Source organism: Verrucomicrobiota bacterium (assembly GCA_016871495.1).
In the GTDB taxonomy this organism is placed as follows: Bacteria; Verrucomicrobiota; Verrucomicrobiia; order Limisphaerales; family VHDF01; genus VHDF01.
Window position 1 is genome coordinate 19,487 of record VHDF01000027.1, and the last position, 26,697, is coordinate 46,183.

The following is a 26,697-nucleotide window of genomic DNA, read 5'->3' on the forward strand; positions in this document are numbered from 1 at the left end:
GTAACTCGCGGATGGATCGGCTTTGTTCACTCTGGGTTTTCGGTCTTGGCGGGGAGGGCGACCTCGCTACACTACCGCGCATGACGCGATCCCTGCCGCTCCCGCTGCTGCTGATGCTTGTGGTCGTGAACCTCCTGCCGGCGGGTGCCGCCGAGCCCACACTGGCGTCCGGAGTCGTATTCCATGACAAGAACCGCAACGGCCTACGCGATCCGGGAGAGCCTGGCCTTTCCGGCGTGCGCGTCTCCAACCAGCGCGAAGTGACGCGCACCGACCCCAAGGGCCGGTGGACTCTTCCCGTTTCAAACGACACCACCTTCTTCGTGATCAAGCCCAGAGGCTGGATGACCCCGACGAACGCGCACCGGTTGCCCCAGTTTTACTACGTGCACAAACCCCAGGGTTCGCCTTCCGTCAAATACGGCGGCGTCAAACCCACCGGTCCGCTTCCGGCATCCATCGATTTCCCCCTGCACCCCCAGAAGGAACCTTCCCGCTTCCAGGCCTTGTTCTTCGGCGATACCCAGCCGCGTGATTTGAGGGAAGTGGAGTACATCGCTCACGACACGGTGGAGGAACTCGTCGGAACTTCCGCCCAATTCGGTGTAACCCTCGGGGACGTCGTTTTTGACGACTTATCCGTCATGGAACCCTTGAACGCGACGATCGCGCTCATCGGAGTGCCCTGGTGGAACGTGCTCGGCAACCACGACATGAATTACGATGTCTCGGATGATCGCGACTCGGACGAAACCTGGACTCGAATTTATGGACCCAATTATTACTCCTTCGACTACGGTCCGGTTCATTTCGTCGCCTTGGACAACGTGATTTGGGGCGGCGCCACGAATCTGGCCGGCACCGGCGGGTACACGGGCGGCATGACTGAAACGCAGCTCGAATGGCTGAAAAACGACCTCGATCTCACTTCGCCCAAACAGCTCGTGGTTTTGATGATGCATATCCCGCTGCCCGATCTCACGAACCGCACAGATCTTTACCGCCTCATCGAGCAACGGCCGTACTGCATCTCGATTTCGGGCCATACACACTGGCAGGAACACCGTTTCATCAAGCGCGCCGACGGCTGGCGAGGGCCCGAACCCCACCACCACATCATCACGGTCACCGTCTGTGGCAGTTGGTTTACCGGACAACCCGACGCCCTCGGGATTCCCCACACCACCATGCGCGACGGAGCGCCCAACGGATACGCCATTCTCAACTTCCGAGAAAACAAGGTGACGGTGGACTTCAAAGCGTCCCGCCAGCCCGCGGATTATCAGATGAACATCATGACTCCTGAGTCCGTGGCCCTCTCCGAGCTCGGGAGAACGGATGTTTACGTCAACGTTTTCAACGGATCGGAACGTTCCATCGTCGAGGCCCGCTGGAACGACCGGGGGCCCTGGCGAAGTCTTCACAAGGTCCTCGAAGAAGATCCCGCTTATGTCGCCGCAAGAAAACGTGAGCCCGAGAAGCCCAGCCTTCCCTACCGTCAGCTTTCCGCCCCCATGAAATCTCCCCATCTTTGGAAAAGCAGTTTGCCGCCCATTTCGACCCCGGGCACGCACGCCCTCCGCGTGCGCGCCACGGACGTCCACGGCAGATGGCACAAGAGTTCACGAGTCGTGACCCTGACCGCCCCGTGAAACGAGGCTTCTCCATCATTCACTCAACGCGGTTGGCCACCTGCGTCCTTCTGCTCGCCCGCGCTCTCGCACAAGCCGCAACCCCGCCGGAACGCCCTCAGACCATTCTTTCCAATGCGACCGTACGGGCGGTGTTCGACTTGGCGGGCGGATCCTTGAGCGAGTTTCGCCCGCACCGGTCACCGGTCAATCCTCTGGCGTGGAATCTGCCCCGGGATGAAAAGCCCCAGCCTATCGGCCATTTTCTATGCCTCGACCGCTGGGGTCCGCCCTCGGAGGAAGAAGGCCGGCGCGGCATGCCCTATCACGGAGAGGCCTCCACGGTTCTCTGGACCGTGGAAAGCTCAAGGCAAGATGCCGGCCTGCTCGAAGCGAAGATGTTTGCCCAACTCCCCCTGGCCGGCTTCAGAGTCGAGCGAACCGCCCGATTATCACCCGATGGCGCTGTCCTCTTCGTACGGGAGACCGTCCGCAATGAAAACCGGTTGGGACGAATGTACAACATGGTTCAGCATCCCACCGTTGCGGGGGAGTTTCTCGACGAAAGCACCCTGGTCGATTGCAATGGCCGTCGCGGTTTCGCTCAGGGCGGTGCCCTTCCCAATCCCGAGGAGCCTTCCTCGTATTGGCCGGTCGGTCTCAATCGCGACGGGAAACCCGAGGACCTTCGACGGCTTCAGGGGGATCCAAATCCCAATGTTGTCTCTTTTGTCCTGGACGGCGAATGGGGCTGGGTCACCGCCTGCCATCCCAAGCGAGGGATGCTTTTGGGCTACCTCTGGCGCTCCCGTGATTACCCCTGGGTCAGCTTGTGGAGGGATGCACGCGACGGCAAACCCGCCGCGCGCGGACTCGAGTTTGGGACCACCGGGCTCCATCAACCGTTCCCGGTCCTGGCCCAAAAACCGCGGATCTGGGAGCGCCCGACCTTCGCCTATCTGGATGCGGGAGCCTCGGCGGAGAGATCTTACGCCGTGTTTCTCGCGGACATCCCCGCCGATTTCCAAGGCGTCGAGAACGTCGTGTGGAACCATGAGCGGCTGGACATTGTGGAACGAACCTCCGCGTCCCCCCGGACCCTTACTCTGAACCTCAAGGGTGGTGGGTACTTTTAGCCTGTCTTTCGCAACTGGACGGTCTGGGGATGCGTAAGTGCCTGATTAACAAGGCCAGCGTTTCCAAAGTCTGGAACACAACCGGCCTTCAGCGAGCGGTCGGCAGCGAAACGAGTTCCTTGTTGCGCGTCATCGATGGCGGCGCCTGCTCCGGCAATTCCCACTTCAATTGCACCCAGTGCCTCCGATGAGACACCGGACGCATGCTCAGATCGTCCTTGAGGTTCAACCCGTCGCAATCGACGAAACGCCACTCCAACTCGTCCCCCCAAGAATCCCAACGGGATTCCGACTCGCAACCTTGGGCTGGACGACACAATCCCTTCGGGATTGAAGGCGGGATTGCGTGGCCGTGGGCATCGCCCATTCCGTGGCCCATGGAGAAAAAAGGCGACGAAGAACGAGGCCTATCCGTGATGGATTGGATCTGGTGAGTGATTCGAAAAGGTGTTATCGCCTGGACCTTGCGAAGTTTCACGAAGGGCTATTGCCGTTGTCAGCAAAAACACTCCGCCGGGCCGGGGTGCGGTGCATCCCGATGTTGCCGGTGATGCAGGTAGGGCGCGTCCGTCCCGGCGCGCCGCCGGAGCATGATGTTTTGCATCCCGTGGGCGGCGGGCTGGGACAGGCCCGCCCTACCAACAACATCGGGATACACGGGCCGGGGTGCGGAACGGTGGGTCACTTGAGCATCAAGTTAGTCGGGAGGAGAATCGATTCCCCCCCAAAGGGTCAGGCCGAGAGGAATCTCGAAAGATGCGCTCCAAGGCGTGCTGCCAATCGACGCGGGCAGCGAGTGGGAAAGCGCGTGCAGTTGTGACGAGTTGATCGCATGGTTGTCGCGGGCCCAATGTTCCTTGAGTCATCACAAAACCGTCGAACCTCGCCTCAGGAAACAAACTTCCAATCCCGCTATGTCGATCAAGAACCGCAGGTTGTCGAGCGATGCTCCAGGAGCCAGCGCGGGGGAATCCGGCATCGAACCGATCAATGTGATGCCATGGTTTATCAATTCACGGCTCGTGATGAAATCAGGGTAGTCATTCTCGCGCTATGAGAACCATGACCATGAAATCCGAATCAACCTCCCTCGCCAACGCATTGAACACCCAGAAGGTCCGGGTGATCCCGCTCGGCTTGAAAATGGCCTATACCGCCTTCATGGCGGTCTTGGTGCCGGTTTACTGGCACCAGTATGGACCGACCAATTTTCTCTATTTCTGCGACGTCGCGCTCTTCCTGACCTTGTTGGGGATCTGGACGGAAAGCCGGTTCCTCATTTCCCTGTCCGCCGTGGGCATCCTGCTTCCGCAGGCGCTTTGGTGCCTGGATTTCGCAGTGCAACTCACGGGCCATAAACTCACCGGCATGACCGCCTACATGTTCGATTCCCATCGGTCCCTCTTTCTTCGAGGCCTCTCCCTTTTCCACGGCTGGCTGCCCTTTCTTCTCCTCTACCTCGTGAAGAGACTCGGTTACGACAACAGAGCGCTGGCAGGATGGACCGCGACGGCATGGTTGCTTTGCCTGGTGGCGTTCTTCTTCCTTCCTCCGGCCGGCGCGGTGCTGCCGGATCCCAAGATTCCGGTGAACGTGAACTATGTCTTCGGCTTGGATGACGCGCAGAAGCAGACCTGGCTCCCGGACGGCGCCTATCTGGCGGTATGGATGGTCGCGCTCCTCTCCGTGGTGTACGCGCCGACCCACTGGGCGCTGAAGAAAGGTTTCGGTCGGAAGGAAACGGCTTCGTCTTAGGACGGCGACGGTGGTTGAATTCGAAGCGCAAAACTGAACACTAGGCCATCCACATGAAATCGGCCCGCAATTACCCCCTGCTTCTCGCCAGCCAGTTTCTGAGCGCGTTCGGGGACAATGCCATCCTCGCAGTCATCGTGGGCCAGCTCACATTGATGCAGAAAGCCGGCGAGATCACTTCGGATCAACTCCGGCTGAACAACACGATCTACACCAGCTTGTTGTTCGTGCCTTACGTGCTCCTGGCTCCCCTGGCGGGCTATGTCAACGATCGATATCCCAAGACTACCTGGCTGCGGCGAGGCAACCTGTTCAAAATCGCGGGCACGGTGGTTTGCGCGCTCAGCGTCTGGTGGGGCTACATTTGGCAAGCGCCCGGTTATTTCATCGTCGGCATTGGATCGTGCCTCTATGGACCGGCGAAATATGGGATCCTGCCTGAAATTCTGCCGCGGGAGAAATTGGTGAAAGCCAACGGAATGGTGGAGCTGCTCACGCTGGTCGCCATCCTGACGGGCATGATTGCGGGCTCGTGGATGATCGACAAACTGCCGGTGAAACAATGCTACGTGGGATTGTTCGCCATCTTCGGAACGTCGTGGGCGCTGAACTGGCTGATGACTCCCACTCCCGCCAACGCCGACATCCGGCTGCGCGCGAGCGCCGCCGAATTCGCCACGCACTTCAAATCCCTCCTGACTGCGCCCCGCCTCGGGAAGGTGCTTGTGGGAACGGCCCTGTTCTGGGTCTGCGGCGCCGCGATGAAGATCAATTTCCAACCTTGGGGTTTGGACGTTCTGAAGTTGCCGGACAATACCCAGATCGCCCTGCTTGGCTTGTGGCTGAGTGTGGGCGTGATGGTGGGCAGCATTCTCGCCGGACAACTCTATGCTGTCGGCGACCTGCGACGCACCCGGATTTACGGCTTCGTGCTGGCGGCGATGCTGGCGGTGATTTACCTCGTGGAGCACCTGGGCATGGTCCATTGGCTTCGCTTTGAGCCGAGCTTGGGGGAAAACTCCCGTCTCGTCCTGATCCTTCCCGTGATGCTGCTGCTTGGACTGGCAGGTGTTTTCGCCGGACTCTTCCTCATTCCCCTGAACGCGGCGCTGCAAGCGGAATCGGATCCCGACAAACTCGGCAAGACAATCGCCACCCAGAATGTGATGGATAATTTGGGCATGATCCTGGCCGCGCTGATGGTGCTGGCCTGTGTGAAGTTTCAGTTGGGCGCCAGCCAAGTCTTTCTCGTTCTCGCGGTCGTGATCGCCGCGGTCACAGCCTGGCTGCGTATTCCCGAAACGAAGGCCAGGCCGGAGCAAGCTGGCGACGCGCAGCCCTAGCCCGACTATTTCGTGCACGAGACGCCCGGTGAGGACACCGGGCCTAAAAACATAAAGGCAGTCGTGATGGTAGGCCGCGTGCCCTCACGCGGCGCACGGTCGCGGATGCAAGCGGCGTCTGGAATATCCGGCCAAGTCCGGAGGCCGCTACTCCACGCACAAGACCGGCGCGCCCAAGACTTCCGTCCTGGGGCGAATGCCGAGGCCGGGAGCGTGGGAAGCAGACATGAATCCTTCGCGCCGCGTCGGAGCTCCCTCCGCAGTGGAAACCGTGACGTAACTGTTGAAATCGGTGGTGCTGAACAGGAGCTCAGGGGGCGTGCTCTGCGCCAAATGCGCGATGGCCGCCGTGGCCACGTCCCCGCCCCAGCTATCCTCCAAGGTCATGGCCAGCCCCAGTTGCACACACAAGTCGCGGACGGCTTTGATTTTGGTCAAGCCACCCAGTTTGCTGATCTTCAGGTTGACGATGTCCGCCGCCAAGTCGTTGGTGGCGCGGAGAAGCATTTCCATGCTGTCCACCAATTCATCCAACACCATCGGCTGCGCGATCATGCGTCTCACCGCCAGGCATTCGGCATAGGTCGCGCAGGGTTGCTCGATGTACACATCCACGTCCTGCACGGCCTTCGCCACGCGGATGGCCTCATGTTGAATCCAGCCTGTGTTGGCATCGGCCACAAGACGGTCTCCGGATTGGAGTTGGGCCGCGGCCGCCCGGATGCGGGCAATGTCGGTGTCGGGATGGCCCCCAACCTTCAGTTGGAACCGCCGATAGCCTTCCCCCCGGTACCGGGCGATTTTCTCCGCCATCTTGTCCGGGGCTTCTTGCGAGATGGCTCGATAGAGCGGCACCGAATCCCCGTACCGGCCTCCCAGTAATTCGCACACCGGCAATTGCGCAGACTGTCCCAAGAGATCCCAGCAGGCGATGTCGATGCCGCTCTTGACGTAGGGATGCCCTTTCAACACCGCATCCATGTGCCGGTTAAGCTTGAGCAACTGGCGGGGATCTTCCCCGATCAAGTGAGGACCCAATTCACGCAAGCCCGCGCGGACGCCTTCGGCATAAGCGGGAAGATAGAAGGGGCCCAAAGGACAGACTTCGCCATGTCCAACCAGGCCGGTGTCCGTTTCCACCCGGACGATGGTGCTGTCGAAGACTTGAACCGATTTGCCACCCGACCACTGATAGGTGGTCTCATGAAGCGGCAATTCGACGCGAAACGCGAGAAGACGGCGGATGCGCAAGCGAGGGTCGCTCAGGGTTCGGCGAGCAGCTTTTCCACTTTGTCGGCGAGACCTTCGCGGGCGTTCAAATCTCGCACAAGCCCCTTCTTGTCCACCAGCCACATGGCGGGAATGCTGTTGATGCCATAAGCCACTCCGAAGTCATTCTTCCAGCCTTTGCCGTCAAAGTATTGAACCCAAGGCATTTTTTGCTCCGCGACAAAATCCACCAAGTCCTTCTTATTATTGTCGAAGCTGATGCCGACAATTTCGAATCCCTTGGGGTTGAGCTTGCGGTAAGCTTCAAGCACGTTGGGAAGTTCGGCGACACAGGGACCGCACCAGGTGGCCCAGAAATCGACCAGAACGACCTTGCCTTTCATGTTGGCGACATTGACATCCCGGCCATCGACCGCTTTGAAGTTCATCGGGAGAGGTTTGCCCAACGTTTCGTACTTCTTGGCAAGCGCCTTGGCTTGATCCTTGACCTCATCCTCGGCCGGGCTGGCCAAAATTTCCTTGATCAGGACGGAGGCGCGATCGGCCTCAGCGTTGGCAGCCACTTCAAGCAACATGGCGTAGGGCTCTCCGCGCTTGGGAAACTCGACCATGAGTTTGCGAATGCCAGCCTCGAACTCCGCGAAGACAGCCGTCATTCCGCCGGATTGCTTGGCCATGGCGGCGCGTTGAATCGACTTGGTCCGGATCTGAAATCGTTCGTCCTCGGGCATGCTCTTGTCGTTGAGCTTCTCGGTCTCGAGCTTCGCAATCAGTTGCGTGGCTTCGTCCGATCCCAGATTGGCCGCCGTTTCAAGCATGCCCTCATGAAAACGCTTTGCTTCCCCGGCCTTGGGGTGAGAAGCATGTTGGGTGAAGAACTCCTTCGCCTTGGCTGCGGCTGCCAGGGCGTGGGGAACCACGACCTTGGCGTATTCCTCCCGCGAGGGGCGCTGCTTCTGCCATTCCGGTGGAAAATTGGGAGGCCGCACCGCCTTCTCCACTTCCTTCCAAGCCTCATCCGCGGGGGCTGCCTTGTCGGCGGCTTGCACAGCCGGGAGAAGTCCGGGACAGGATCCTCCAGGGGACAGGCTGAACCCAAGAAGAGTCGCCGAAGCAGCGAGCGTGAGCTTGGAGAGGCGATTGAAGTTGGGCCTCAAATTCGAAAATCTCATGATGATGAATCACCCTCACTTCGAGGGCTTTGGGCACCGTTCCACAGCATGGTGAGTTTGGCCAGCACGAATTCTCGACGACGAGCGTTGGTCGGATTCGAGAAATCCGCCACTCGATCGAGATTCTTGGCCGCGGTCTCCTTGCCACTCAGTGCACTCCGAAGAGTCTCGAATTCCCATTCCGAAAGGGAGATGGACTTCTTTTCGGCCCTTTCGTCGCGCGCCACCCCCCGGGCAAATTCCATGAGCAGGGGGCAAGGTTCCAGACAAGGAACGCACCCCGTGCGTCCCGGTTGGGACTCGGGAGTATCTGGAAGAGCCCACATTCGCTGCTTTAAGCAAAACTTTTCGTGACACTGAGATTGCGCGACCCACCGCAGTCCGTCGTCACTCAGAGCGGCATTGACTCGGTACATGCCGGTTTGCCGCCCTGCCAATTCGCGATAGGCCGTGGCGCGACTTGCCTTCCGGTGGAAAGCAAACCAGTCGGCGACTGCGCCCGGATAAAGTTGTTGGAGACACTGGTCGAGCTCGGATAGGGACCGGGCCGTGCATTTCCATCCGGTTCGCAGGGTTGGGGCGGTTCGCAACGGTCGAAAGCGTCCGCTCTCATCATATTGCGCGAGCTCACGCAACGCCTCCGGGGAAGTCTCCAGCAACCATCGATCTTCGGCCTCGCCATCTTTGAGGTGCCGCAATTCGAAGTGCCCGCCCGCCCGGCGAATGCGCACTTCGAGCAGCACTGCGGGATCGCCTTGGTCTTGGAGCAGGGCTTCCAGTGCCATGGTGCTTGGTGTTGACATCGGCGGCCATGATTCTTCAAGTCAACGGGAAATGCAATCCGGTGCACATTCGGCAAAAGAAGCGCCGGGATCTCACCCCGCCCCCGACGACGCGGAGTTGAGACCCATCCTGGCGTACCATCGAATCGATTCCGACCTCGCCACTTCCGGCCAGCCCGATCCGGATCAGTTCGGCGCGATTCGGAACGCCGGCTTCGCCGTGGTGTTGAACCTCGCCTTGCCCTCATCGGATCGGGCATTGGCCCATGAAGGCGCTCTCGTCACCCAACTGGGCATGGCTTACTTCCACTTGCCGGTCTCGTTCGAGCATCCTCGAATCGAGGATTATGAGGCCTTTCGCCAGGTGCTCTCGGCCTGGAAAGGACGACGGGTCTGGGTTCATTGCGCCGCCAACATGCGAGTTTCCTGCTTCGTCTTCCTTTACAGGGTCTTGGAAGAGGGCCTCCGCGAGAGTGACGCGGCAAGGGATCTGCAAGCCATCTGGAACCCGGACGACACTTGGAGCGTCTTCATGACGAAAGTCATGCGTGAAACCAAACCTTCCCGGACGATTGAAACAGGACAGCGAGTGGGGACTTCGTTGCCGGATTGGAAAACGCCCGTCTCTCCGGAAAGGGTTCCTTGCCAGGGACAATACGCCCGGCTCCAACCTCTGGACGCAAAACGGGACGCGGAATCGCTTTGGGAAGAACTGGGAAGCGGACCAAACGATTCGCGCTGGACTTACCTCCCTTATGGGCCCTTTCGAGAGCCGGATTCCTTCTTTCGGTGGTTGCAAACTCAGCAGGATCTTGCCGATCCGGTCTTTTTTTCCATCCATTCAGTTCACCAAACTCGAGCGCTGGGACTGGCGAGTTACATGCGGATCCAACCGGAACATGGTTCCATCGAAATCGGCCACATCCACTTTGGAAGCAAGCTTCAGCGGAGCACCGCGGCCACCGAAGCTCTCTACTTGATGATGGAACAGGGATTCCGGCTGGGTTACCGCCGGTGCGAGTGGAAGTGCGATCAGTTCAACGGACCTTCGCGGCAGGCGGCGGAGCGGCTTGGCTTTGTGTTCGAAGGTGTTTTTCGACACGCGACCGTGTACAAGGGCCGAAGCCGGGACACCGCGTGGTATTCCATTGTCGATTCGGAATGGCCGCGACTCCGTTCTGCGATCCGGCGCTGGCTGGCGCCGGAGAACTTCGATTCCGAGGGCCGTCAGCGAATGACTTTGAAAGAGTCTCAAATGCATTCCACGGGGCGAACCGCCTAGAAATCCCGCCGGATGGTTCGATCACCTGCTTGGACCGAATCCCGTTTCGTGGGCTGGGGTTTCTCCTCCATCTGAGTCGGTGCGCGCCATCGGGCGGGGTTCCTTCGAAGAAGCGGAAGCGGCTCGGCGCAGGGCTTGATCCAGATCTCCGCAGAAATTCTCCAGGCCGATTCGTTCGGCCAAACCCGATTCCACCATCAGTTTCATCGGCTGAGGTTGAACCGCCGTGAGCAAGAGCCGCGCGCCTTGCCGATGCAATTCCTCCCAGGCTCGTTCCAACGCGCGCAAGCCGGTGGCATCAAGGAGGGGCACCTGCCGCATTCGAAAGACCACGGTTTTCATACCCGTGAGATCCACGCGCAAGGCTGCCTCCAGCTTGTCGGCTGCGGCGAAAAAAAGAGGGCCGTCGAATCGAAAGAGCATCACGCCCGGAGGCACCTCTTTTCCTCGAATCGTGTTTCCTCCCGAGAACTCAGGGTCGTTGCCCGGGGTGAGTCGTTTGATCACCGTCAAGCTTTCCATGCGCTTGAGAAAGAGAACGCCAGCCAGGAAAAGTCCCGCGGAAACGCCGAGGGTGAGATCGAAGACCACGGTGAGGGCGAAAGCCGTCATCATCACCCCAAAGTCGGCGCGTGAGCTTGTCCAGGCTTGGACAAAGTGATGCCAATCTCCCATTCGCAGGGCCACCCCCATGAGCACCGCCGCCAGACTGGCCATCGGTATGTGGCTCACGAGCGGGGCTCCCACCATCACGAACAAACAAAGCGCCACAGCGTGCACGAGGCTGCTGATGGGAGTGCAGGCGCCGCTTCGAACGTTCGCGGCAGTCCGCGCCAGTGCGCCCGTGACGGCGAATCCACCCGCAAAAGGCACCACCAGGTTGGCCAATCCCTGCCCCATCAACTCTTGGTTGGAATCATGGCGAGTTCCGGTCAGTTCATCCGCCACCGTGGCAGACAACAAACTTTCGATCCCACCCAAGGCCGCGATGACGAAGGCCGGACCCATCAGGTCGCGAATCCTTTCCCAACTGAGGTTTGGCTATTGCAGTTCGGGCCAGGCCGACGGAATGACACCATACCGGGACTCGATCCTGGGCACCGGCCAATCCCATCCATAAGCCAGAATCGAAGTCACGAGGATCGCCAGCAAGGATCCGGGAACCTTGCGGGTTACGAAGGGGGTTGCCATCACGATGGACAGGCTAAGCCCCCCCAGAAACACCGCATGCCCGTTGAACTCGGAAAGCCGGGAAAGCATGTGAACGAACAATTCCGGCGCACCCCGGACGGATTGAACGTTCAATCCCAAAAAGTCGGGGAATTGCCCCAAGAATATGATGACCGCGATGCCCGCAGTGAAACCCGCGATCACGGGATGCGGCACGTACTTGAGCAAGCGCCCCAACTTCAACATTCCGAGTGCCACGAGAATCAATCCCGCCAGAAAAGTGGCCACGACCAACCCTTCATACCCGCGAGAAGCCGCAATCGCCGCCAACACGCGTACGAAAGCCCCGGTGGGACCCGCCAATGATCGCAGTCCAAAGCCCCTGGCCGGGTGTGGCGCCGGAGGCAATGCCAAAGCCCACCGCCAGCGGCAACGCAATGATGCCCACCGCAAGGCCGGCGCCGAGGTCCTTCCCTAAGTGTTCCCGGCGATACCCGCGCAGGATCGTTCCCAACGCGGGGGCGAAAAAAGGAATTCCCCTCATGAATCTCTCTCCCTCGCGTCCTCCGCGACCATGCGGACGACACACCAAGCCGAAGCGGCGGCGAACACATGTTTCAGCGCATGTCCGCTGACCCAGGATCCGAAGGAAAAAACCTCCGCGTCCCAGTGCTCCAGCACTTTGGCGCCCGCATACCAGGCGACCGCCCAGCCCAGATGCCGATCCGATGGAAACTTCCGTGGATAAAGCGTCAGCATCAGGATGATGAGCAAAATGGATGCGAATTGCACGGCCACATAGGGCCAAAGATTCTCGCGCCCGTTCTCGAAGCCCCACGCCCAGTACGCGACGCTCCCCGCGCCAGCCACTTGCAGCGGCCCAACGAGCCGGGCTCCCCCGGAGGAACTCACCCTTCGTCGAATGACTTCGGCGAGGAGCCCCATGAAAGAGACAGCCATCGGCAGCCGGTCCCACACCAGAGTGCGGTTGGTGGGATTCCAATGATAATAGCTCGACCCTGGCGCGGTCAGCATGACACCCGCGAAAAAGAAAAAGAGTCCCCACCGGTTTCCTGAAGAAAAATCCCCCGGGACGCTGGTGACCGCCTGTCGCCATCGTCGCAATCCCGCCAACCCAACGAAGAGAAAGGGAAGATTGGAGATGACATTTTGGAAATGGGGGATGCCCAGCCATCCGCGGGCATCCGCGAATTGGTGGTATTCCTGGGGTTGGCGAAGAGGAGGCAGCACGGCACACGCCAGTGCCGCAACCCCGGCGACGGCCCACAGCACCCATAATCTGCCCTCGCCTTTTCGTCCTCCTTCCGCGGCGATCATCGGCGTGTTACTTCTGCAGATATTTCACCACGGCCTCGGTTCGCGAATGGACATGAAGTTTTTCAAACACACTTTTGACATGGCCATGCACGGTCCAGACGCTGAGCTGCAGGGCACTGGCGATTTCCTTGTCCTTCAATCCGCGGCTCAAGCACTGCAGGATCTCATTTTCCCGGGGCGTCAAATTCAATCGTTCCACGGAGGATTCAGCCTCCGGGGAGGGATCGAACAGCTTCTGGAAATAACCGTGAATGCACGACATGGCGGTCGAAGGCGTGAAATGACGGGGCCTTTCCCAGCGACCGAGCGGCTCGAAGAGGGCGGTGGGAATTCTCCGCCGAAAGCAATAGCCGCGGCTGACACCGCTCACCGAATGAAAAATGGAGTCGCTATCCGGATAAATCCCCAAGGGAAAGATGGCGGTCTTGGGGTGGCGTTGCCGGGTGGCCCGCAGCCTCTCGTCGCCGGCGATCTCAGGCAAAGCCCGGTTCGCCAGCACGACATCGCAAAGGTCCACGTCCAGGGCGGACCAGGAATCCGCCACGCCCGCCGTTTCAAACCCGGGATGTTCTCCGATCCAATGGGCCACCGCTGCTGCGATCTCCCTCTCCGCTTCCACCAAACCGACACGCACCCGGTGGCGTCCGTTGGTCGGGGAGCCGGGCGAAGTCTTCCGACCGGTCACGGGCAAGGTGAACAGCGTGGTGTAGGTGCAGGCGACCGGGTTCAGCAGCCAAAAAATCGCGACCGTGATCTCTCTCGAAGCCGAGCGTCGAAGGCCGTTCCATCCCCGCCGGCGCAAGGTGTCCAGCAACTCGGCGCGGCGGGCCACGGCTTGGTCGTATTGGTCGGTTTGCAGCGGAAAGAAGTGCCGGGTTCCCTCCACCTCGATCGCCGCGGAATACTCCGAATTTCGGCCTGGGTGAGCCCATTCCGCATAACGCCGCCGCTCCAGTCCCTGGAGGGACGGCGGCGAGTGGAACGGCAGGTCGGGGGCGACCATGTTTGTGGTGGAAGATTTCTTCGCTCGCATGGGGCGGGGGGCTTCGAGGACCCCGCGGGGGGTGGGGCGGGGGCGCCGGGCAAGGGCCTGGATTCCGGCTTACTTCGTGGCGCGATAGTGCTGCATCAGTTCGGCGGCGTTCTTATCACCTTGAGTCTCCGCTTCCCGAAGCTTGTACATCAAGGCGGCCTGTTGCTTGGCCATCAATTCGCGTTGTTCGGGTGTGAGCCTGGAGGACGAGTTGAGTTGTTGCATGGCCACATAGGCCTTGCTGTAATTGTTTTCGGCCATGGCTGAGGCCACCGAGTTCGCCATTTCCTTCTCCTCCGTCCCCGCTTTCGAGAACGAATTCTGCAAGTTTGTCGTGGCGCCCGACAGCACCTGGTCCGCGTTGGGGCCGCCACCCGCCCCGCGGTCACAACCGGCCGCGAGCATCACCGCCGCGAGGGCGGTCGGCTTGACGTCAAAAAGAAATTTCATAGGTTGAATCGAGGCTGCGGGTGAATGGGCGCCGCCACCGGCCGCCTTTGTTTCAAACCGCAACCCTGGGAAGCATGGCGTGAACTTCAGCCGGGACAAGTCACAAATCCGGGGTGTTTCTCGATTCACAAGCCGCGGGCACGCGCTTACCATCGGCCGCGTGAAGCTTTCCGCAAAGAGCGACTACGCCACCCGTGCGGTCCTGGGACTGAGCCGTCACTTCCCATCCGGCGCAGCACAACGGGTGGAAACCCTGGCGCGCGAGCAAGGCATCCCCGCGAAATACCTGGTCCAGATTCTCATCGATCTGAAATCCGCCTCCATCGTCAGAAGCCAGCGCGGCAAGGTCGGGGGTTATCTGCTCGCCCGTCCGCCCCGCTCCATCACGCTGGGGGAAGTGCTGCGCTGCGTCCATGGCCCCCTGCTGGAAACTTCGGCATTGGCCGACCCCTTATGCCCCGTGGAGCTGAAGCACGCCTGGCGGTCTCTCCAGCACGCTTTGGAACAGGCGGCCAACGGCATCACCTTTCAACAGTTGCTGGAACAGGGAGAGGCCAAGGACAAGATGTACTACATCTGACGCTTCCGTTCGATCCATTCATAAAGGACCGGCAGGACAAGAAGGGTCAACACCGAGGACGTCACGATCCCACCGATCACCACAGTAGCCAAGGGTCTCTGCACTTCCGACCCCGGCCCTGTTGAAAGCGCCATGGGAACAAAACCCAGGGAAGCCACGAGCGCCGTCATTAACTTCGGTCGGAGCCGTGTCAAGGTGCCAAGCGTGACCGCCTCTGCCAACTCCATGCCTTCACGACGGAGTTGGTTGATGTAGCTGACCAGCATGATGCCGTTCAGGACGGCGATGCCTCCGAGAGCAATGAAGCCAACCGCGGCGCTGATCGTAAAAGGCAAGCCCCGCATCCACAGCGCAAGCACGCCACCGCTGGCCGCCAACGGCAAGCCGGCGCAGATGAGAGCGGTTTGCCTCATCGATCGAAAGGTCAAAAAGATCATCACGACGATCAAGGCCAGCGACGCCGGCACGAGCACGGCGAGGCGGCGCTTGGCTTCAAGGTAGTGCTGAAACTGGCCGCCGAACTCGATAAAGTAACCGGGCGGCAATGGAACCCGCTCCCGCAGGGCACGCTGGGCTTCTTCAACAAAACCCACCGTGTCGCGTCCCACCAGATTGAGCAGAATCGCCACCCGGCGGCGCGAATTCTCCCGCACGATCGTGTTGACCGCCATGAGATTGGTGGTCACCGCGACTTGTCCCAGCGTGAGCAACCCGCCGGATTCCGCCTCTATCGGCAGGCTCATGAATCGCCGCGGGTCTTCGCGCCAGGACTCGGCCACCCGCACCACGATGGGCACCCGGCGATTGCCCTCCATCCACACACCGGCTTCCTCCCCGGCCAGTGCTGTTTCCACGACTCGATTGATGTCCTCGCCGTGCAAGCCGTGTTTTCGCAGCGCCTCCAGCCGTGGCCTCACTTCCACCAGCGGGGTGCGGCCCACGCCCTCCAGCGGAGGATCTCCATGGCCGGGGATGGTGAGGAGGACACTGCGGACCTCGCCGGCCAGCCTCTCCAGCACCTCGTAATCGTCCCCATAAATTTTGCAGAGAAGATCCGCCCGGGCCCCCGCCATGATTTCATTGAACCTCATCTGAATGGGCTGGGTCATCTCGTATGTTTGACCCGGTGCCTTTTGCAGCAGCAGTTCCTCCATCAGCCGGCCCAACTTTTCCTTCGAAATCGGACGGCCCGCCTCCCGGCGCCATTGTTCCTGGGGATGAAGCAGAATGTACGTGTCGGCGACGTTCGGTCCCATGGGATCCGTGGCGATTTCCGCGGTTCCCAACCGCGAGAAAATTTCGCGGATTTCCGGAAACCATTCCAGCAACAGCCGTTCGCTCCGTTGCTGCATCTCCAACGAAGCACCCAGTCCCACACTGCTCCCCCGGATCATGTGCATGGCGAATGAACCCTCGTTCAGTTGAGGCACGAAATCCCGCCCCATGCGGCTCCAGATCGCGGCTGCGAGCGCGAACAGACCGACCATTCCGACCGGGGCCACCCAGCGCGCCTTCCGCACCCAGCGCAACGAGGGAGCGTAGATCGCTTGGGCTATCCGGACGGTCCGGCTCTCGCTCTCCGCGGAACCCTTTCCCAGCCAGCCCGCGCACAGAGCGGGCACCAAAGTCAATGCCAGCACCAGCGCACCTCCCAGGGCGAGCATGACCACCGCCGCCATCGGCTTGAACATCTTTCCTTCAATCCCCCCGAGCGCAAGGATGGGTACGTAGACGAGGGTGATGATGAGGACGCCGGCAAACATCGGCCCGGCCACTTCTTTCGCGGACGCCATGACCTCTTCAACGCGTTCCTCAAAATGCAATGCCCTTCCGAGCCGTTTTTGCCTCTCCCCGAGGTGGCGGACGATATTCTCCGCCATCACCACCGATCCATCGACGATCAGGCCGAAATCGATCGCACCCAGGCTCATGAGGTTGCCCGCCAATCCCAAATGGGCCATGCCCACGAATGCGAAACACATGGAGAGAGGGATGGATAACGCCACGATGAACGCGGCCCGGAGGTTTCCTAAAAACAAGAAGAGAGTGGCGACGACCAGCAGAGCGCCCTCCGCCAGATTCTTTTCAACCGTGCGCAGCGTCGCATCCACCAATTCGCCCCGGTCATAGAGCGGCCGGATTTCCACGCCCTTCGGCAGCTTCGCTTGCAACGAGGCAAGCTTGGCCCGCACGGCACCCGCCACCACGCGGGAGTTTTCCCCGGCAAGCATGATGGCCGCGCCGAGCAAGGCCTCTTCTCCCTGTCGCGTGCTGGCGCCGGTCCGAAAGCTCGATCCGATTTCCACGTCCGCCACTTCGCCCAGGCGCAGCGGTGCCGCACTCGTCCCCGGGCGCAGCGATAGGTCCGCAATCCGAGCCTGGGATTCGATCCGGGTCGCGGAACGAATCACGGCCTGCTCACCGCCGATCTCGACCAATCCCCCGCCGGCATTGCGCAAATTCTCACGCAACCTCCCGGCAAGCGACTCCAGCGTCATGCCGGCCAGCCGCATTTTCTCAGGATGTGGCCTCACCACAATCTGCTTTTCATAGCCGCCGCTGGCGTTGACCTCAGCCACGCCCGGCGTCTGGCGAAGCAACGGCCGGATCAATGTGTCGTGCAGCGCCCTCAACTCCATCAACTGCGCGGATCGAGTCTCCGGCCGCCCGGGAGCGTCGGATCGATAATCCACCGCATAGTAGAATATTTCACCGAGACCCGTCGCGATCGGCGCCATCTTCGGCGTCAAGCCGCGAGGCAGACGTTCCATGGCGGACTGGATGCGCTCGGCCACCAATTGCCGCACGCGATAGAGATCCACGCCATCCTCGAAAATCATCGTGACTTGCGAGAGTCCGAATTTCGAGAGGGATCGAAATTCGTGCAGGCCCGGCAACCCGCCCATTTCGTTCTCCAGCGGAAAGGTGACCTGCTGTTCGATTTCCTCCGGCGCCAGGGCGGGAACCAGCGTGTTAATCTGAACCTGCGGGCTTGTGATATCGGGGACCGCGTCCAACGGTAGCCTCCAGGCACACCAACCTCCCAGCACGATCAAAACCAGCGTCAAGGCGTAAATCACCAGCCGCTGCCGCACCGAGTATTCGATCAAAAATCGCAACATGGGTTTTAGTGGGCGTGTCCGTGGTGTCCGCCACCCCTCAGAAATGAAAGCTCACATCGCCACAAAGCTTCCGTCCCGGCCAGGACCAAGGGGTCCTCGACCTCAAGCCCGTGCACCACTTCCACGCGGCGAAGATCCCGGCGGCCCGCTTGAATCGGGCTGCGATGAAAAAGCCCGTCCCTCACGCGATACACAAAATCACCCTCCACGGTCCGCACCACCGCCTGAACCGGAACGGACAACACGGAGGCCACGGTGCCGGGCAAAATAATGTCCACAAAATCACCCGCAGCCAGTTGAATTCCCCTGGTCTCAACTCGCACGAGCAACTCCCGCTCCAGCCCTCCGCTTCCGGGCAGAACTCGATGGACGACGGCCACGCCCCCCTCCAACCGTTGCCCCTGCCGGGTTTCAATGCTTGCGAGCGTTCCGGTGGAGAGGGAGGCGGCGACTTCCTCCCGGACCCAGCCGGTGACCTGAGCGGATTCCGGTCCACTCGGAGTGTCCGATATCGCCCCCGTAACTCGTCCCGTGATGCGGGTGACCGCCTCGATGGGGTGGACCTCGGGCGATCCGACCTGGAGTCCCATCTCTTCCGCGACCTCTTTGGGCACTCGAAGAGCATGCTGCTCGGTCCATTCCACTTCCGCGTGCTCGTGTTTTTCCTGACCGTGTCCCTCCTCGTGCGCGTGTGTGTGCTCGTGCGCGTGGGCGTGACCGTGGTGGCTTGGGCGCGAAGCCTCCGGCGAGCGCCCGCACCCCGCGATCACAATCAGGGTCGACGCTCCCAAAAGGGTTGAGAGGGGGAGTCTCATGGCTTGGGCCCCTCGTTTTCGAAAGTGATCCACGCGGGCAAACCCGTCATCCACTCGAGGTGAAGCGCGGCTTGCAGAGCTTCGGTGCGGGCGGACAAGAGTGCGTCCACGGCCTCCGCATACTGCCGTTGCAACTCGGCGAATGTGTTCACGGGCACCGCGCCCAACCGGAAGTGCCGCTCGGCCAGCCCTGCTGCCTCCCGAAAACGATCCATGGAATCCGGACGCCACTTGCCCAGCACGCCGAGAGCGTGCTCGTACTTGCGCCAGTAATCGTGAAGCTCGCTCTCGAGGCGGCGCCGAGCGGAATTCAACGCCAACTCGGACTGAGTCCGGCGAGCCTCGGCAACCTCAGTGTTCGCCTGGGCCCGGCCCCAAAGGGGAAGCGGCACGGACAGCGAGATGCCCGCGATTCGTTCACGGTCACCGGCCCGCTCTTCCGCCCAAAAGGGGCCGACCGTGAAATCCGAGCGCGCTTCATGGCGGGTGAGCCTGGCTTTCAACCCTTGCTGCGCCAGTTCGACCACCCGCGCGCGCAATTCAAAGTGGTTGGTGAGCGATGCGGCGAGCACCGGCCAATCCGGCGCCGGACGAAACACGGGCTTGAAGGGCGCCAGCCTGACGGGCGCTTCCGGATCCCTCCCCAGCCAGTAGTTGAGTTCGATCGTCAGATGTTCAACGTCGTGCTCGGCCTCCGCCGCGCGGTGCTCGGCGGTGACGGCGGAAGCCTCGATCAACCGCAGCTCCAAAACCGGAGCCAGCCCTTCCGGGTCTCGTCCGGCTAACGTTTGGGTGAGGGCCTGAAGTCGATCCGCAACCTCCCGCGAAGCTCTCGCCTTCTCACCCAAGACAACCCACTGAAAGGCCAGCGATCGGGTCTTGTTGCTCAAGCTGCGCTTGAACCTGTCCAGACCCAGTTCCGCGAGTTCCACTTCCTGGTTGGCGATGGCTTTGCGCAAAGCCATCCGTCCAGGCCATTCGAATCGCTGGCGGACTGCGGCGGACCAAGCCATGCCATCATCGCGGAAACCGCTGCCACGAACCGATTTGCCCCCGCCCTCGAGGTCCAGTTCCGGACGCGGCAGACTGCGTGATGCCTGCCGCCCCGCCCGGGCCGCCTTGATTTCTTCCTGGTAGAATTGCACCTCCTGGTTGCGATCGAGAGCCTCCGCCACAAGGGAATCCAAGGTCATGAGTCCTGGTTCGGAACCGAGAACCTGGGGCGGATGCACGGAGAGCGTGAGCAAGCCCAGGAGGACGATCTCGCGGATTGACCGCCGCGCAGCCTTCCTTGGTTCAAAACGAATCCGCCTGGGACTCAGGAAAAATTGCCAAAGCCATGTCATAAAGTGTTGGTATCGTCAGAAATTGAAGTTGAGACCGGATCCCCTCTTGCCGGGGGAACAAGACGGAAGATTCGCGCCGCGCGCGAATTTCATTGGAAGGCTCCAGGGAGAGGGAGGCTCCAAAAGCTCAGGAATCGGAAGCGGGAGCCCGCGCGGAGGCGGCAGCTCGATCGAGGAAGGCCCACGGCATCCTGGGGCAGAGGGGAACGATCCCGGTTCGGATCAAGGTTTCACAGCGCCTGACGAGCGCGGGCGATCCAGCAAAGAAGAGGTCCCCTCCTTCCGCGTTGCCGGATTGAAACTCTCCGGGATCAACCCCTGCTTGCTCCGATTTGTAGAGACTTAACTCCAAGGTGAGGCAGGACCCCGCGTCCGAATGACTACCCTCATCGTGGGACGCGCCCGGTGCCTCCGATGCCTGTTCGCAACACTCGAACATCGGGACGCCTAGAACCCGTTCGATGCGGCAATGGTTCATCGCCAGCATCCAAAGAGCCAGCACCCAAAGCACCGCCGCCGGTTGAAACCGCTTCACGGATTCTAAGCTTCCAGAGATTGAGCCCATCGGCAATGCTTTCCTCATGCATCCGAAATCCTCGCGCCGAACCTTTCTTCACCGCGCCGCCTCCGCGACGGGAGGCGCCCTGCTGCTCCGGCCCTACGGCAAACAACTCATGGCCGCCACCAACAAACTCAACATCGCCGTCATCGGCGTTGCGGGGCGCGGCGGTGAGAATCTCAATGAGGTGGCGCATGAAAACATCGTCGCGCTGTGCGATGTCAACGCCCAACACCTCGCCAGGGCGTTGCAGCGCCACCCCAGCGCCCGCGCCTACTACGACTTCCGCCGCCTGCTCGAGAGCAAGGACATCGACGCCGTGGTCATCGGCACCCCGGACCATACTCACGCGGTTTGCGCCGTCTCGTCGCTCGAAACCGGACGCCATGTGTATTGCGAAAAGCCACTGGCCCGCACCGTTTCCGAGGTTCGCCGCATGACCGAGTCCGCCCGCGCTCGCAAGCGTGTGACCCAGATGGGCACACAAATCCACGCGGGCGCCAATTATCGGCGAGTCGTCGAACTGGTCCAATCGGGCGCCCTAGGCGGCGTCCGCGAGGTGCATGTTTGGGTCAACGCCGTGTATGGCGGCCAGAACTATCCCACGACGTTTCCCCCGGCGCCGCTGCATCATCACCACGACCTCTGGCTCGGACCGGTTCATCCGCATCCCTACCACCCGGAATGGGTGCCCTTCAAGTGGAGGAACTGGTGGGCATTCGGCGGTGGATCCCTGGCTGATTTCGGATGCCACTTCATGGACCTTCCCCACTGGGCGCTGCAACTCAGCCATGTGGAAAGCGTGGAAGTTCTGAGCGGCCCCCCGGTGCACGCGCATTCCACTCCGCCCTGGCTGATCGTGCGTTACGAGCATCCCGCCCGCGAAATGCGCGGGCCGGTCACCGTGACCTGGTACCATGGAGGGCGTTTTCCCGAGCGCCTGGGGCCGGAGCGGCACGCACAATGGCGAAGCGGTGTCTTGTTTGTGGGGGAGAAGGGAGAATTACTGGCGGACTACGGACGTCATCTGCTTCTGCCGGAGAAGACATTCGCCGGATTCGTCCCGCCACCCCGATCGATTCCCGATTCCATTGGGCATCACCGCGAATGGATCGCCGCCTGCAAAGGCCAGGGCTCGACAACCTGTCCATTCGAATACGGCGGCCCGCTGTCCGAGACCGCTTTGCTTGGAAATGCCGCCTACCGCGCCGGCGTCAAGATCGAATGGGACGCGCGACGCATGCGTGCTCGCCGGTCAAAATCCGCCGACGAATTCATCCGGCACGATTACCGTGAGGGATGGGCCCTTTGAAACCGAAATCGAGCCCGCCTTGTTCGAGCCAGGCTGGACTGGGGAACACCCGCGATCGAGTTTCCGCCCTGCGGGCTAGAAGTTCAGCTTCAGACTCGCCGTGAAAGTGCGCTCGCGCGGGAGCTCGTTGTAGAGATTGAGCGGGTTGAGCTCGTAGTTCCGGTCCGTCAGATTGAGCACTCCCACACGGATTTCGGCCATGCGTCGCGGGAAGCGATAGCCCAAGTAAACATGGTGCTGCCAGAAGTCGTCGCCCGGATTGTCAGGCGAGAAGCCCTGGTTGCTCTGGAGGTTCCACTGGCTGGAAAACTGCGCGAAGAATCCGCAACGATGGTTGTAGATGGTGTAAAACTGCGCCGACTGCATCACGCCTTGATGATCGAAGTTCACCGCGCTGAGGTCCGTGACCCGGTCCGGGATGTTCAGGAAACGGCTGCTCAGTTCCGCTTCCGAGATTCGATAACGCAGCCCCACAGACCACTCCTTGGCGAGCAACTGATTCAGGGTCAGCGCAACGCCGCGTTCCTCGTAGTCAAGCCGCTGCCGTGAGTCAAAGGGTGTGGGCCCTCCCAAGAGTCCGGCCACATAATACGAGCCGACGCCGCGCTCGCCATCGGACCGCAACCACTCCGCGTCCAGCGACGCGTACGTGCGCGTCTTCTCAAAGCGGTGATCCAGGCCGGCGTTGAAAGTTTCAAACCGCGTGCCCGGGACGAGTCCGGCGGCCGACTCCGGCACCATGCTGCGGTACGCCTGGTTGAAGCCCGCCACTTGCGTCGGCTCGAGTCGGACGGTGTTGTCGAAGAAGACACCGCCCAAGGATCGCGTGAACGCGCCTCGAAGATAAGTCACCGGCGTGATCTCGAGAATGAATCCCGCCTTCGGTGAAAGCTGGTCCTTGGAATTCTCCACGTTCGAGACCGGCGCGGTATCGACGTTGACGGGATAATCCAGGTGATCGTAGGAAACACCCCCGATCAGGCGCAGGATGGGGAACACCTGCCACTGATAGTAACCATAGGCCGAGAATCGGAGCAGGTCGTTGTCCTGATTCTGAGCTGTGGTGGTTGGAATGCGCGTGCTGAGCGACTCCGTGTGGAGGTCGGCGGTTTGAAACCGTGCTCCTGCCGCCACCTGATGCTTCTCGTTTTGCCACAACTGCTGCAACTCGCCCGAGAACGACTCGATCTCGGACAAATAATCGATGGCGTACGGCCGGGTGACCGGGCGGCGGGTGAAACCGTCAAACACCGTCATGGGGAACGCGGGGTCATCAAAACTGAAGCTATCCCTTCTCCAGCCCGCCAGCGCGAGCGTATGCACCCCGGGTTGCCACTGGTGATTCCATCCGGCATAGAGCAGGGGCGACTGCCGCTCCCTGGCGCGCTGTGTGGCGCTGAACGTGGAGGGGCTGTAGTTCTGGGCAATGTCGCCCTGATCCGCCTCGGCATAGAGGAACTGCACGTAGGCGAGATCCTGAGGCGTCACTTGATGTTTGATTTTTGCCCACAGGTCGAAACTTTCGATGTCGTTGTTCGGCCGCTGGCCACCGTCTTGCCGGTAATTCGCGTCCAGGCTGTAACTGGTGTCTCCGTACGTGCCATAATGGGAGTTGTAGCTGACCCAATCACCGCTGCTGAAGTATTCCGTGGCGGTCGAAAAGCCGACGCGGTTGCCGTCGAAAAGGCGGGAATACTCATGCAGTGACACGTTTTGGGAAAGCGATCCTCCCCCGATCGGGGCCAGAAGATTGGCCAGCAGCAACTCGCTGAGCCACGGCGCTTGATACCGCAAATTGAACTGCTTGGGATCGAGCAGCGCGAAATAGCTGTTCGCCAGAAACAAATGGGCGGAGGCACTCGCGTAATCGTAGTTCACCGCCCGCGAAGCTTCCCGCACCGCCACCTCGGTCATCCCGTTGTCTTGATAAAGCTTGGCCAGATTGGCGCTGCGCACGGCTTGATCCTGATCAAGGAGCATGCGCGATCGGAACAGGCCCCGATTCTGGTTCAGCGCTTTGGATTGTTCCAGATCCTGAATGCCCTCGTTGACGCGATGGTTCTGCTGATGGAGCAGCGCGGAATACAGCAAAGGAGTGGGATCATTCGGATCGAACCGACGCGCGAGGTCGAGTTCCTTGCCCGCCAGTTCCTTGTTGCCGGCGTTGCTCCAAGCTTTGCCGAGGTAACTGCGCAGCATGGACCGGTTCGGTTCGAGCGTGGCGGCAGTCTGCAAATCTTGCCGGCCCTCGTTGGCTTGGCCCAGGCGAATCTTGCACAGACCCCGGCCGAGCCAGGCATTGCCGAGAGCCCCATCCAAGGCAATGGCTTCATCAAACTTGGCCTGCGCGTCGCGCGTCCGGCCTTGCGCCGCCAGCATGAACCCCTTCAGGGAATGTCCCTGGGCGTTTCGAGGCGAAGATTCCAATCCGCGATTCAAAGGAGCCAGCGCTTCGGCGGTTCGGCCAAACCCAAACTCCAGCTCCGCCAGACGGACTTGGGCGAATCCGAACCCCGGAGCTTTCTCCACCGCGGCCCGGGCCGCCTTGCGGGCGTCCTCCAAGCGGCCTTGAGATTGGGCGTGATAGGAGTGAGCCAGCCATTCCGTGCTGGTCGCCGGGGGAAGGCTGCGCGCCCAGGGCTGCCCTTTCACCGCCGCCACAACTTCGCGAAGGGCATCCGCCAGCGGGGACCGGGCTCCCTCCATCGTTCTCAACGCCTCCGGCACCTGTCCCGCCGCCAGATTCAATGCCGCCAGATAAATCTTCTCGCCCTCGCTCGCCGGGGTTCGGTCGGAGGGATACAACGCAAGAGCTTTCAGCAAATCTCCGCTTCGGTAGGCCTGGATTGAACCTTGAAGGGCTGAAGGCGCAGCTCCCCCGAAATCGAGGTCATCGGGATTGACGACGCCAGGATAGTAAAGGGACCACTGGATGATTCCGACCGCGTCCAGCACCGCCGTTTTGCGAGGAGCACCCGTGGCATCCACCACGCCTTGTTCACCGCTGAGCAGCGAAACTTGGCTGATCTCGTTCTTGAGATCGACGGCCCCATCGATCAGGGTCACCACCGTGCGGCCGTCTTCCTCGACATCAATGTTGAATTCGGTCCCGCGTATGGCCCCGGAGGCCCGGGGGGTCTTGAATTCGGTCTCGACCGGGTTTTCCCGATTGAAGAAGTAGGTCGATCCTCGCTGAACATTGAGCACGTTCTTGCCCTGGGATTCGTCCGGTTCCACCTCCATGCTGGTAAGCTGGTTCAAGCGCACCACGGATTGATTGGAAAGCCGGAGTGTGGCTCGGCTCTTCAAGCCGGTGCGCAACCGGTCCTTGACCCGGATCGCCATGTTCGTTTGCGCCGGCGTCCAATCCGAAGCACCAAGGCGAAACACATCAACCTTGCCTTCCGCCGTGAGCAGCACCGCGTTGCCTTGGCTGCCTGAGGAAGCCGTGGTTTGGGAGTGGAGGACGGGCATGGATGCAAGCACCCAGCCGGCCACAAGGAGAAAAAGATTGAGGGTTTTCACGAAAAAATCTGGCAGGCGCAGCTCCGAAAGCTGGGCAGCATGATACCGATTTTTGCCCCGAAGACGATCCGAATAACGAGACGCGGCGATGCCTAGGCGCGGACGCGTGTGAAATCTGCGAATCGAGCCGGGAATCGACCCAACGAAATGCGGCCCAAACCTCTCCCGCACATGAGGCGCGGTTGAGTTGGAGCCGGGATGGATTCTCGGGCGAATCCATGGAGGCCCGGGCTTCCCCTCCGCAAAAGCGTCAGGCCATCCCTTACTCGGCTTTCGGCTTCTCGAACTTCGAATCGGGAATCTCGACGTTCTGCTTCACCTCGTCGATCTTGGTCGTGATGCTGATCGCGGGATTGATCTGCCGCAGCTTGAACGGCATTTTCACCCCTTCAACTTCCTTGTAATCCTCGAGGTAATTCTCGAAAGCCATTTTCCCTTGAGGCCCCTCGAACTCGAAGTCGCTCCGGATCAAAAACCCCGACTTGACGTCGAAAAACATGGTTTCAGGGGAACCTTCTGCCGGAATGGCTTCAACGACATAGACTTCGGACTCGCCGAGCTTGCTTTTCTCCTTCACCGTCATCTTTGGGTAGAGCTCCTTCAACTTGGCATCCTTGTGGAACTCGACGGACCGCTTGAGCATGGACAGTTCCGAGTCCTTCAATTCACGGACTCCTGTGAGCGGATCCTTGGACCACCCAATCTTGCCATTGAATCCTTGTTGAATCGTCCCCAGTCCTTCGATTTCGATCACGGTCAGCATCTTGTCGGGCGATTTTGCGAAGATCTGGGCGGCACCTTTCAAGCCCATGGCCGGCATTTCAATGTTCCCTTTGATGACCCTTGATTTGGCTTTCAGGATCGCCTCTTTCCCGCCCACCGCCTGCATGTACTTTTCAATCAGGCTCTCCGCCGTCGGGAGCGCTGCTGACTCGGGCTTGGGTTTGACCTCTTGCGCCAAGAGCGCGGACGAACCGCAAACCCAAAGGAAAGCTGTGAAAAAGTGGAAGAGAATTCGGGATGCACGATGCATGGCGGAGACAGTAGGCCGAGTTCGCCTCTTTGACAAACGCATTCCCCGAACGATCTCTGCCCAGCGCCAAAACCCTGGAAATC

At 60.8% G+C, this 26,697-nt stretch carries 23 protein-coding genes; 8 read left to right on the top strand and 15 right to left on the bottom strand.

The genetic code is table 11. From position 1 onward, the window contains the following. The first annotated feature begins 80 nt into the window (after nt 1-80). Together FJ404_08140 and FJ404_08145 are read left to right on the top strand one after the other, a co-directional pair. Nucleotides 81-1,652, top strand: a complete 1,572-nt coding sequence (locus tag FJ404_08140; protein MBM3822838.1) for a metallophosphoesterase — start codon at nt 81-83, stop codon at nt 1,650-1,652. After that, on the top strand, nt 1,649-2,767 hold the full coding sequence (locus FJ404_08145) for a hypothetical protein (GenBank protein MBM3822839.1): 1,119 nt from the start codon (nt 1,649-1,651) through the stop codon (nt 2,765-2,767). Before FJ404_08140 ends, FJ404_08145 begins: the two co-directional genes overlap by 4 nt. A gap of 88 nt (nt 2,768-2,855) precedes the next feature. Here FJ404_08145 and FJ404_08150 read toward each other — a convergent pair whose 3' ends face one another. After that, on the bottom strand, nt 2,856-3,146 hold the full coding sequence (locus tag FJ404_08150) for a hypothetical protein (protein ID MBM3822840.1): 291 nt from the start codon (nt 3,144-3,146) through the stop codon (nt 2,856-2,858). A 159-nt stretch (nt 3,147-3,305) separates the two neighbouring features. Here FJ404_08150 and FJ404_08155 point away from each other — a divergent pair, with 159 nt between their 5' ends. From FJ404_08155 to FJ404_08165, 3 genes are all read left to right on the top strand, one after another. Then, entirely contained in the window at nt 3,306-3,587 is a 282-nt protein-coding gene (locus tag FJ404_08155; GenBank protein MBM3822841.1) for a hypothetical protein, read from the top strand. A 248-nt stretch (nt 3,588-3,835) separates the two neighbouring features. Further along, entirely contained in the window at nt 3,836-4,522 is a 687-nt protein-coding gene (locus FJ404_08160) for a hypothetical protein (GenBank protein ID MBM3822842.1), read from the top strand. Nucleotides 4,523-4,575: 53 nt separating this feature from the next. Next, nucleotides 4,576-5,865: an MFS transporter gene (locus tag FJ404_08165; protein MBM3822843.1), complete on the top strand. Its 1,290-nt coding sequence runs from the start codon at nt 4,576-4,578 to the stop codon at nt 5,863-5,865. 147 nt (nt 5,866-6,012) lie between these two features. Here FJ404_08165 and FJ404_08170 read toward each other — a convergent pair whose 3' ends face one another. The 3 genes from FJ404_08170 to FJ404_08180 are packed head-to-tail and all read right to left on the bottom strand — an operon-like array spanning nt 6,013 to nt 9,052. Continuing rightward, nucleotides 6,013-7,116 carry a mandelate racemase gene (locus FJ404_08170; GenBank protein ID MBM3822844.1) on the bottom strand — a complete coding sequence of 368 codons (1,104 nt, stop codon included), beginning with the start codon at nt 7,114-7,116 and terminating at the stop codon, nt 6,013-6,015. Between the two features lie 11 nt (nt 7,117-7,127). Further along, entirely contained in the window at nt 7,128-8,267 is a 1,140-nt protein-coding gene (locus tag FJ404_08175; protein MBM3822845.1) for a TlpA family protein disulfide reductase, read from the bottom strand. Beyond that, nucleotides 8,264-9,052: a hypothetical protein gene (locus FJ404_08180; GenBank protein ID MBM3822846.1), complete on the bottom strand. Its 789-nt coding sequence runs from the start codon at nt 9,050-9,052 to the stop codon at nt 8,264-8,266. The genes FJ404_08175 and FJ404_08180 overlap by 4 nt, the downstream gene beginning before the upstream one ends. Between FJ404_08180 and FJ404_08185 the strand changes: the two genes are divergently transcribed. After that, on the top strand, nt 8,991-10,331 hold the full coding sequence (locus tag FJ404_08185; protein MBM3822847.1) for a GNAT family N-acetyltransferase: 1,341 nt from the start codon (nt 8,991-8,993) through the stop codon (nt 10,329-10,331). The two genes, FJ404_08180 and FJ404_08185, sit on opposite strands and share 62 nt — an antisense overlap. A 21-nt stretch (nt 10,332-10,352) precedes the next feature. Here FJ404_08185 and FJ404_08190 read toward each other — a convergent pair whose 3' ends face one another. From FJ404_08190 to FJ404_08210, 5 genes are all read right to left on the bottom strand, one after another. After that, nucleotides 10,353-11,339: an STAS domain-containing protein gene (locus FJ404_08190; GenBank protein ID MBM3822848.1), complete on the bottom strand. Its 987-nt coding sequence runs from the start codon at nt 11,337-11,339 to the stop codon at nt 10,353-10,355. A gap of 33 nt (nt 11,340-11,372) precedes the next feature. Then, nucleotides 11,373-11,954 (bottom strand): SulP family inorganic anion transporter, encoded by a 582-nt coding sequence (locus tag FJ404_08195; GenBank protein MBM3822849.1) that lies wholly within the window; start codon nt 11,952-11,954, stop codon nt 11,373-11,375. 87 nt (nt 11,955-12,041) lie between these two features. Next, on the bottom strand, nt 12,042-12,839 hold the full coding sequence (locus FJ404_08200; GenBank protein MBM3822850.1) for an alkaline phytoceramidase: 798 nt from the start codon (nt 12,837-12,839) through the stop codon (nt 12,042-12,044). Nucleotides 12,840-12,846: 7 nt separating this feature from the next. After that, entirely contained in the window at nt 12,847-13,872 is a 1,026-nt protein-coding gene (locus tag FJ404_08205) for a response regulator transcription factor (protein ID MBM3822851.1), read from the bottom strand. A gap of 69 nt (nt 13,873-13,941) precedes the next feature. Then, nucleotides 13,942-14,322 carry a hypothetical protein gene (locus FJ404_08210; GenBank protein MBM3822852.1) on the bottom strand — a complete coding sequence of 127 codons (381 nt, stop codon included), beginning with the start codon at nt 14,320-14,322 and terminating at the stop codon, nt 13,942-13,944. A 160-nt stretch (nt 14,323-14,482) separates the two neighbouring features. Here FJ404_08210 and FJ404_08215 point away from each other — a divergent pair, with 160 nt between their 5' ends. Beyond that, nucleotides 14,483-14,902 (top strand): Rrf2 family transcriptional regulator, encoded by a 420-nt coding sequence (locus FJ404_08215; GenBank protein ID MBM3822853.1) that lies wholly within the window; start codon nt 14,483-14,485, stop codon nt 14,900-14,902. Here FJ404_08215 and FJ404_08220 read toward each other — a convergent pair. From FJ404_08220 to FJ404_08235, 4 genes are all read right to left on the bottom strand, one after another. Continuing rightward, nucleotides 14,893-18,024, bottom strand: a complete 3,132-nt coding sequence (locus FJ404_08220; protein ID MBM3822854.1) for an efflux RND transporter permease subunit — start codon at nt 18,022-18,024, stop codon at nt 14,893-14,895. The two genes, FJ404_08215 and FJ404_08220, sit on opposite strands and share 10 nt — an antisense overlap. 5 nt (nt 18,025-18,029) lie before the next feature. Then, nucleotides 18,030-18,839, bottom strand: a complete 810-nt coding sequence (locus tag FJ404_08225; GenBank protein ID MBM3822855.1) for a hypothetical protein — start codon at nt 18,837-18,839, stop codon at nt 18,030-18,032. Beyond that, nucleotides 18,836-20,185: a TolC family protein gene (locus tag FJ404_08230; GenBank protein ID MBM3822856.1), complete on the bottom strand. Its 1,350-nt coding sequence runs from the start codon at nt 20,183-20,185 to the stop codon at nt 18,836-18,838. Before FJ404_08230 ends, FJ404_08225 begins: the two co-directional genes overlap by 4 nt. A 127-nt stretch (nt 20,186-20,312) precedes the next feature. Beyond that, entirely contained in the window at nt 20,313-20,720 is a 408-nt protein-coding gene (locus FJ404_08235; GenBank protein ID MBM3822857.1) for a hypothetical protein, read from the bottom strand. Nucleotides 20,721-20,766: 46 nt separating this feature from the next. On the opposite strand from FJ404_08235, the gene FJ404_08240 reads away from it, so the two are divergent. Further along, nucleotides 20,767-22,056 carry a Gfo/Idh/MocA family oxidoreductase gene (locus FJ404_08240; GenBank protein MBM3822858.1) on the top strand — a complete coding sequence of 430 codons (1,290 nt, stop codon included), beginning with the start codon at nt 20,767-20,769 and terminating at the stop codon, nt 22,054-22,056. Nucleotides 22,057-22,131: 75 nt separating this feature from the next. Here FJ404_08240 and FJ404_08245 read toward each other — a convergent pair whose 3' ends face one another. Next, complete coding sequence (locus FJ404_08245; GenBank protein MBM3822859.1) at nt 22,132-25,581, bottom strand: tetratricopeptide repeat protein; 3,450 nt, start codon at nt 25,579-25,581, stop codon at nt 22,132-22,134. Nucleotides 25,582-25,843: 262 nt separating this feature from the next. After that, complete coding sequence (locus FJ404_08250) at nt 25,844-26,614, bottom strand: hypothetical protein (protein MBM3822860.1); 771 nt, start codon at nt 26,612-26,614, stop codon at nt 25,844-25,846. Between the last annotated feature and the right edge of the window lie 83 nt (nt 26,615-26,697).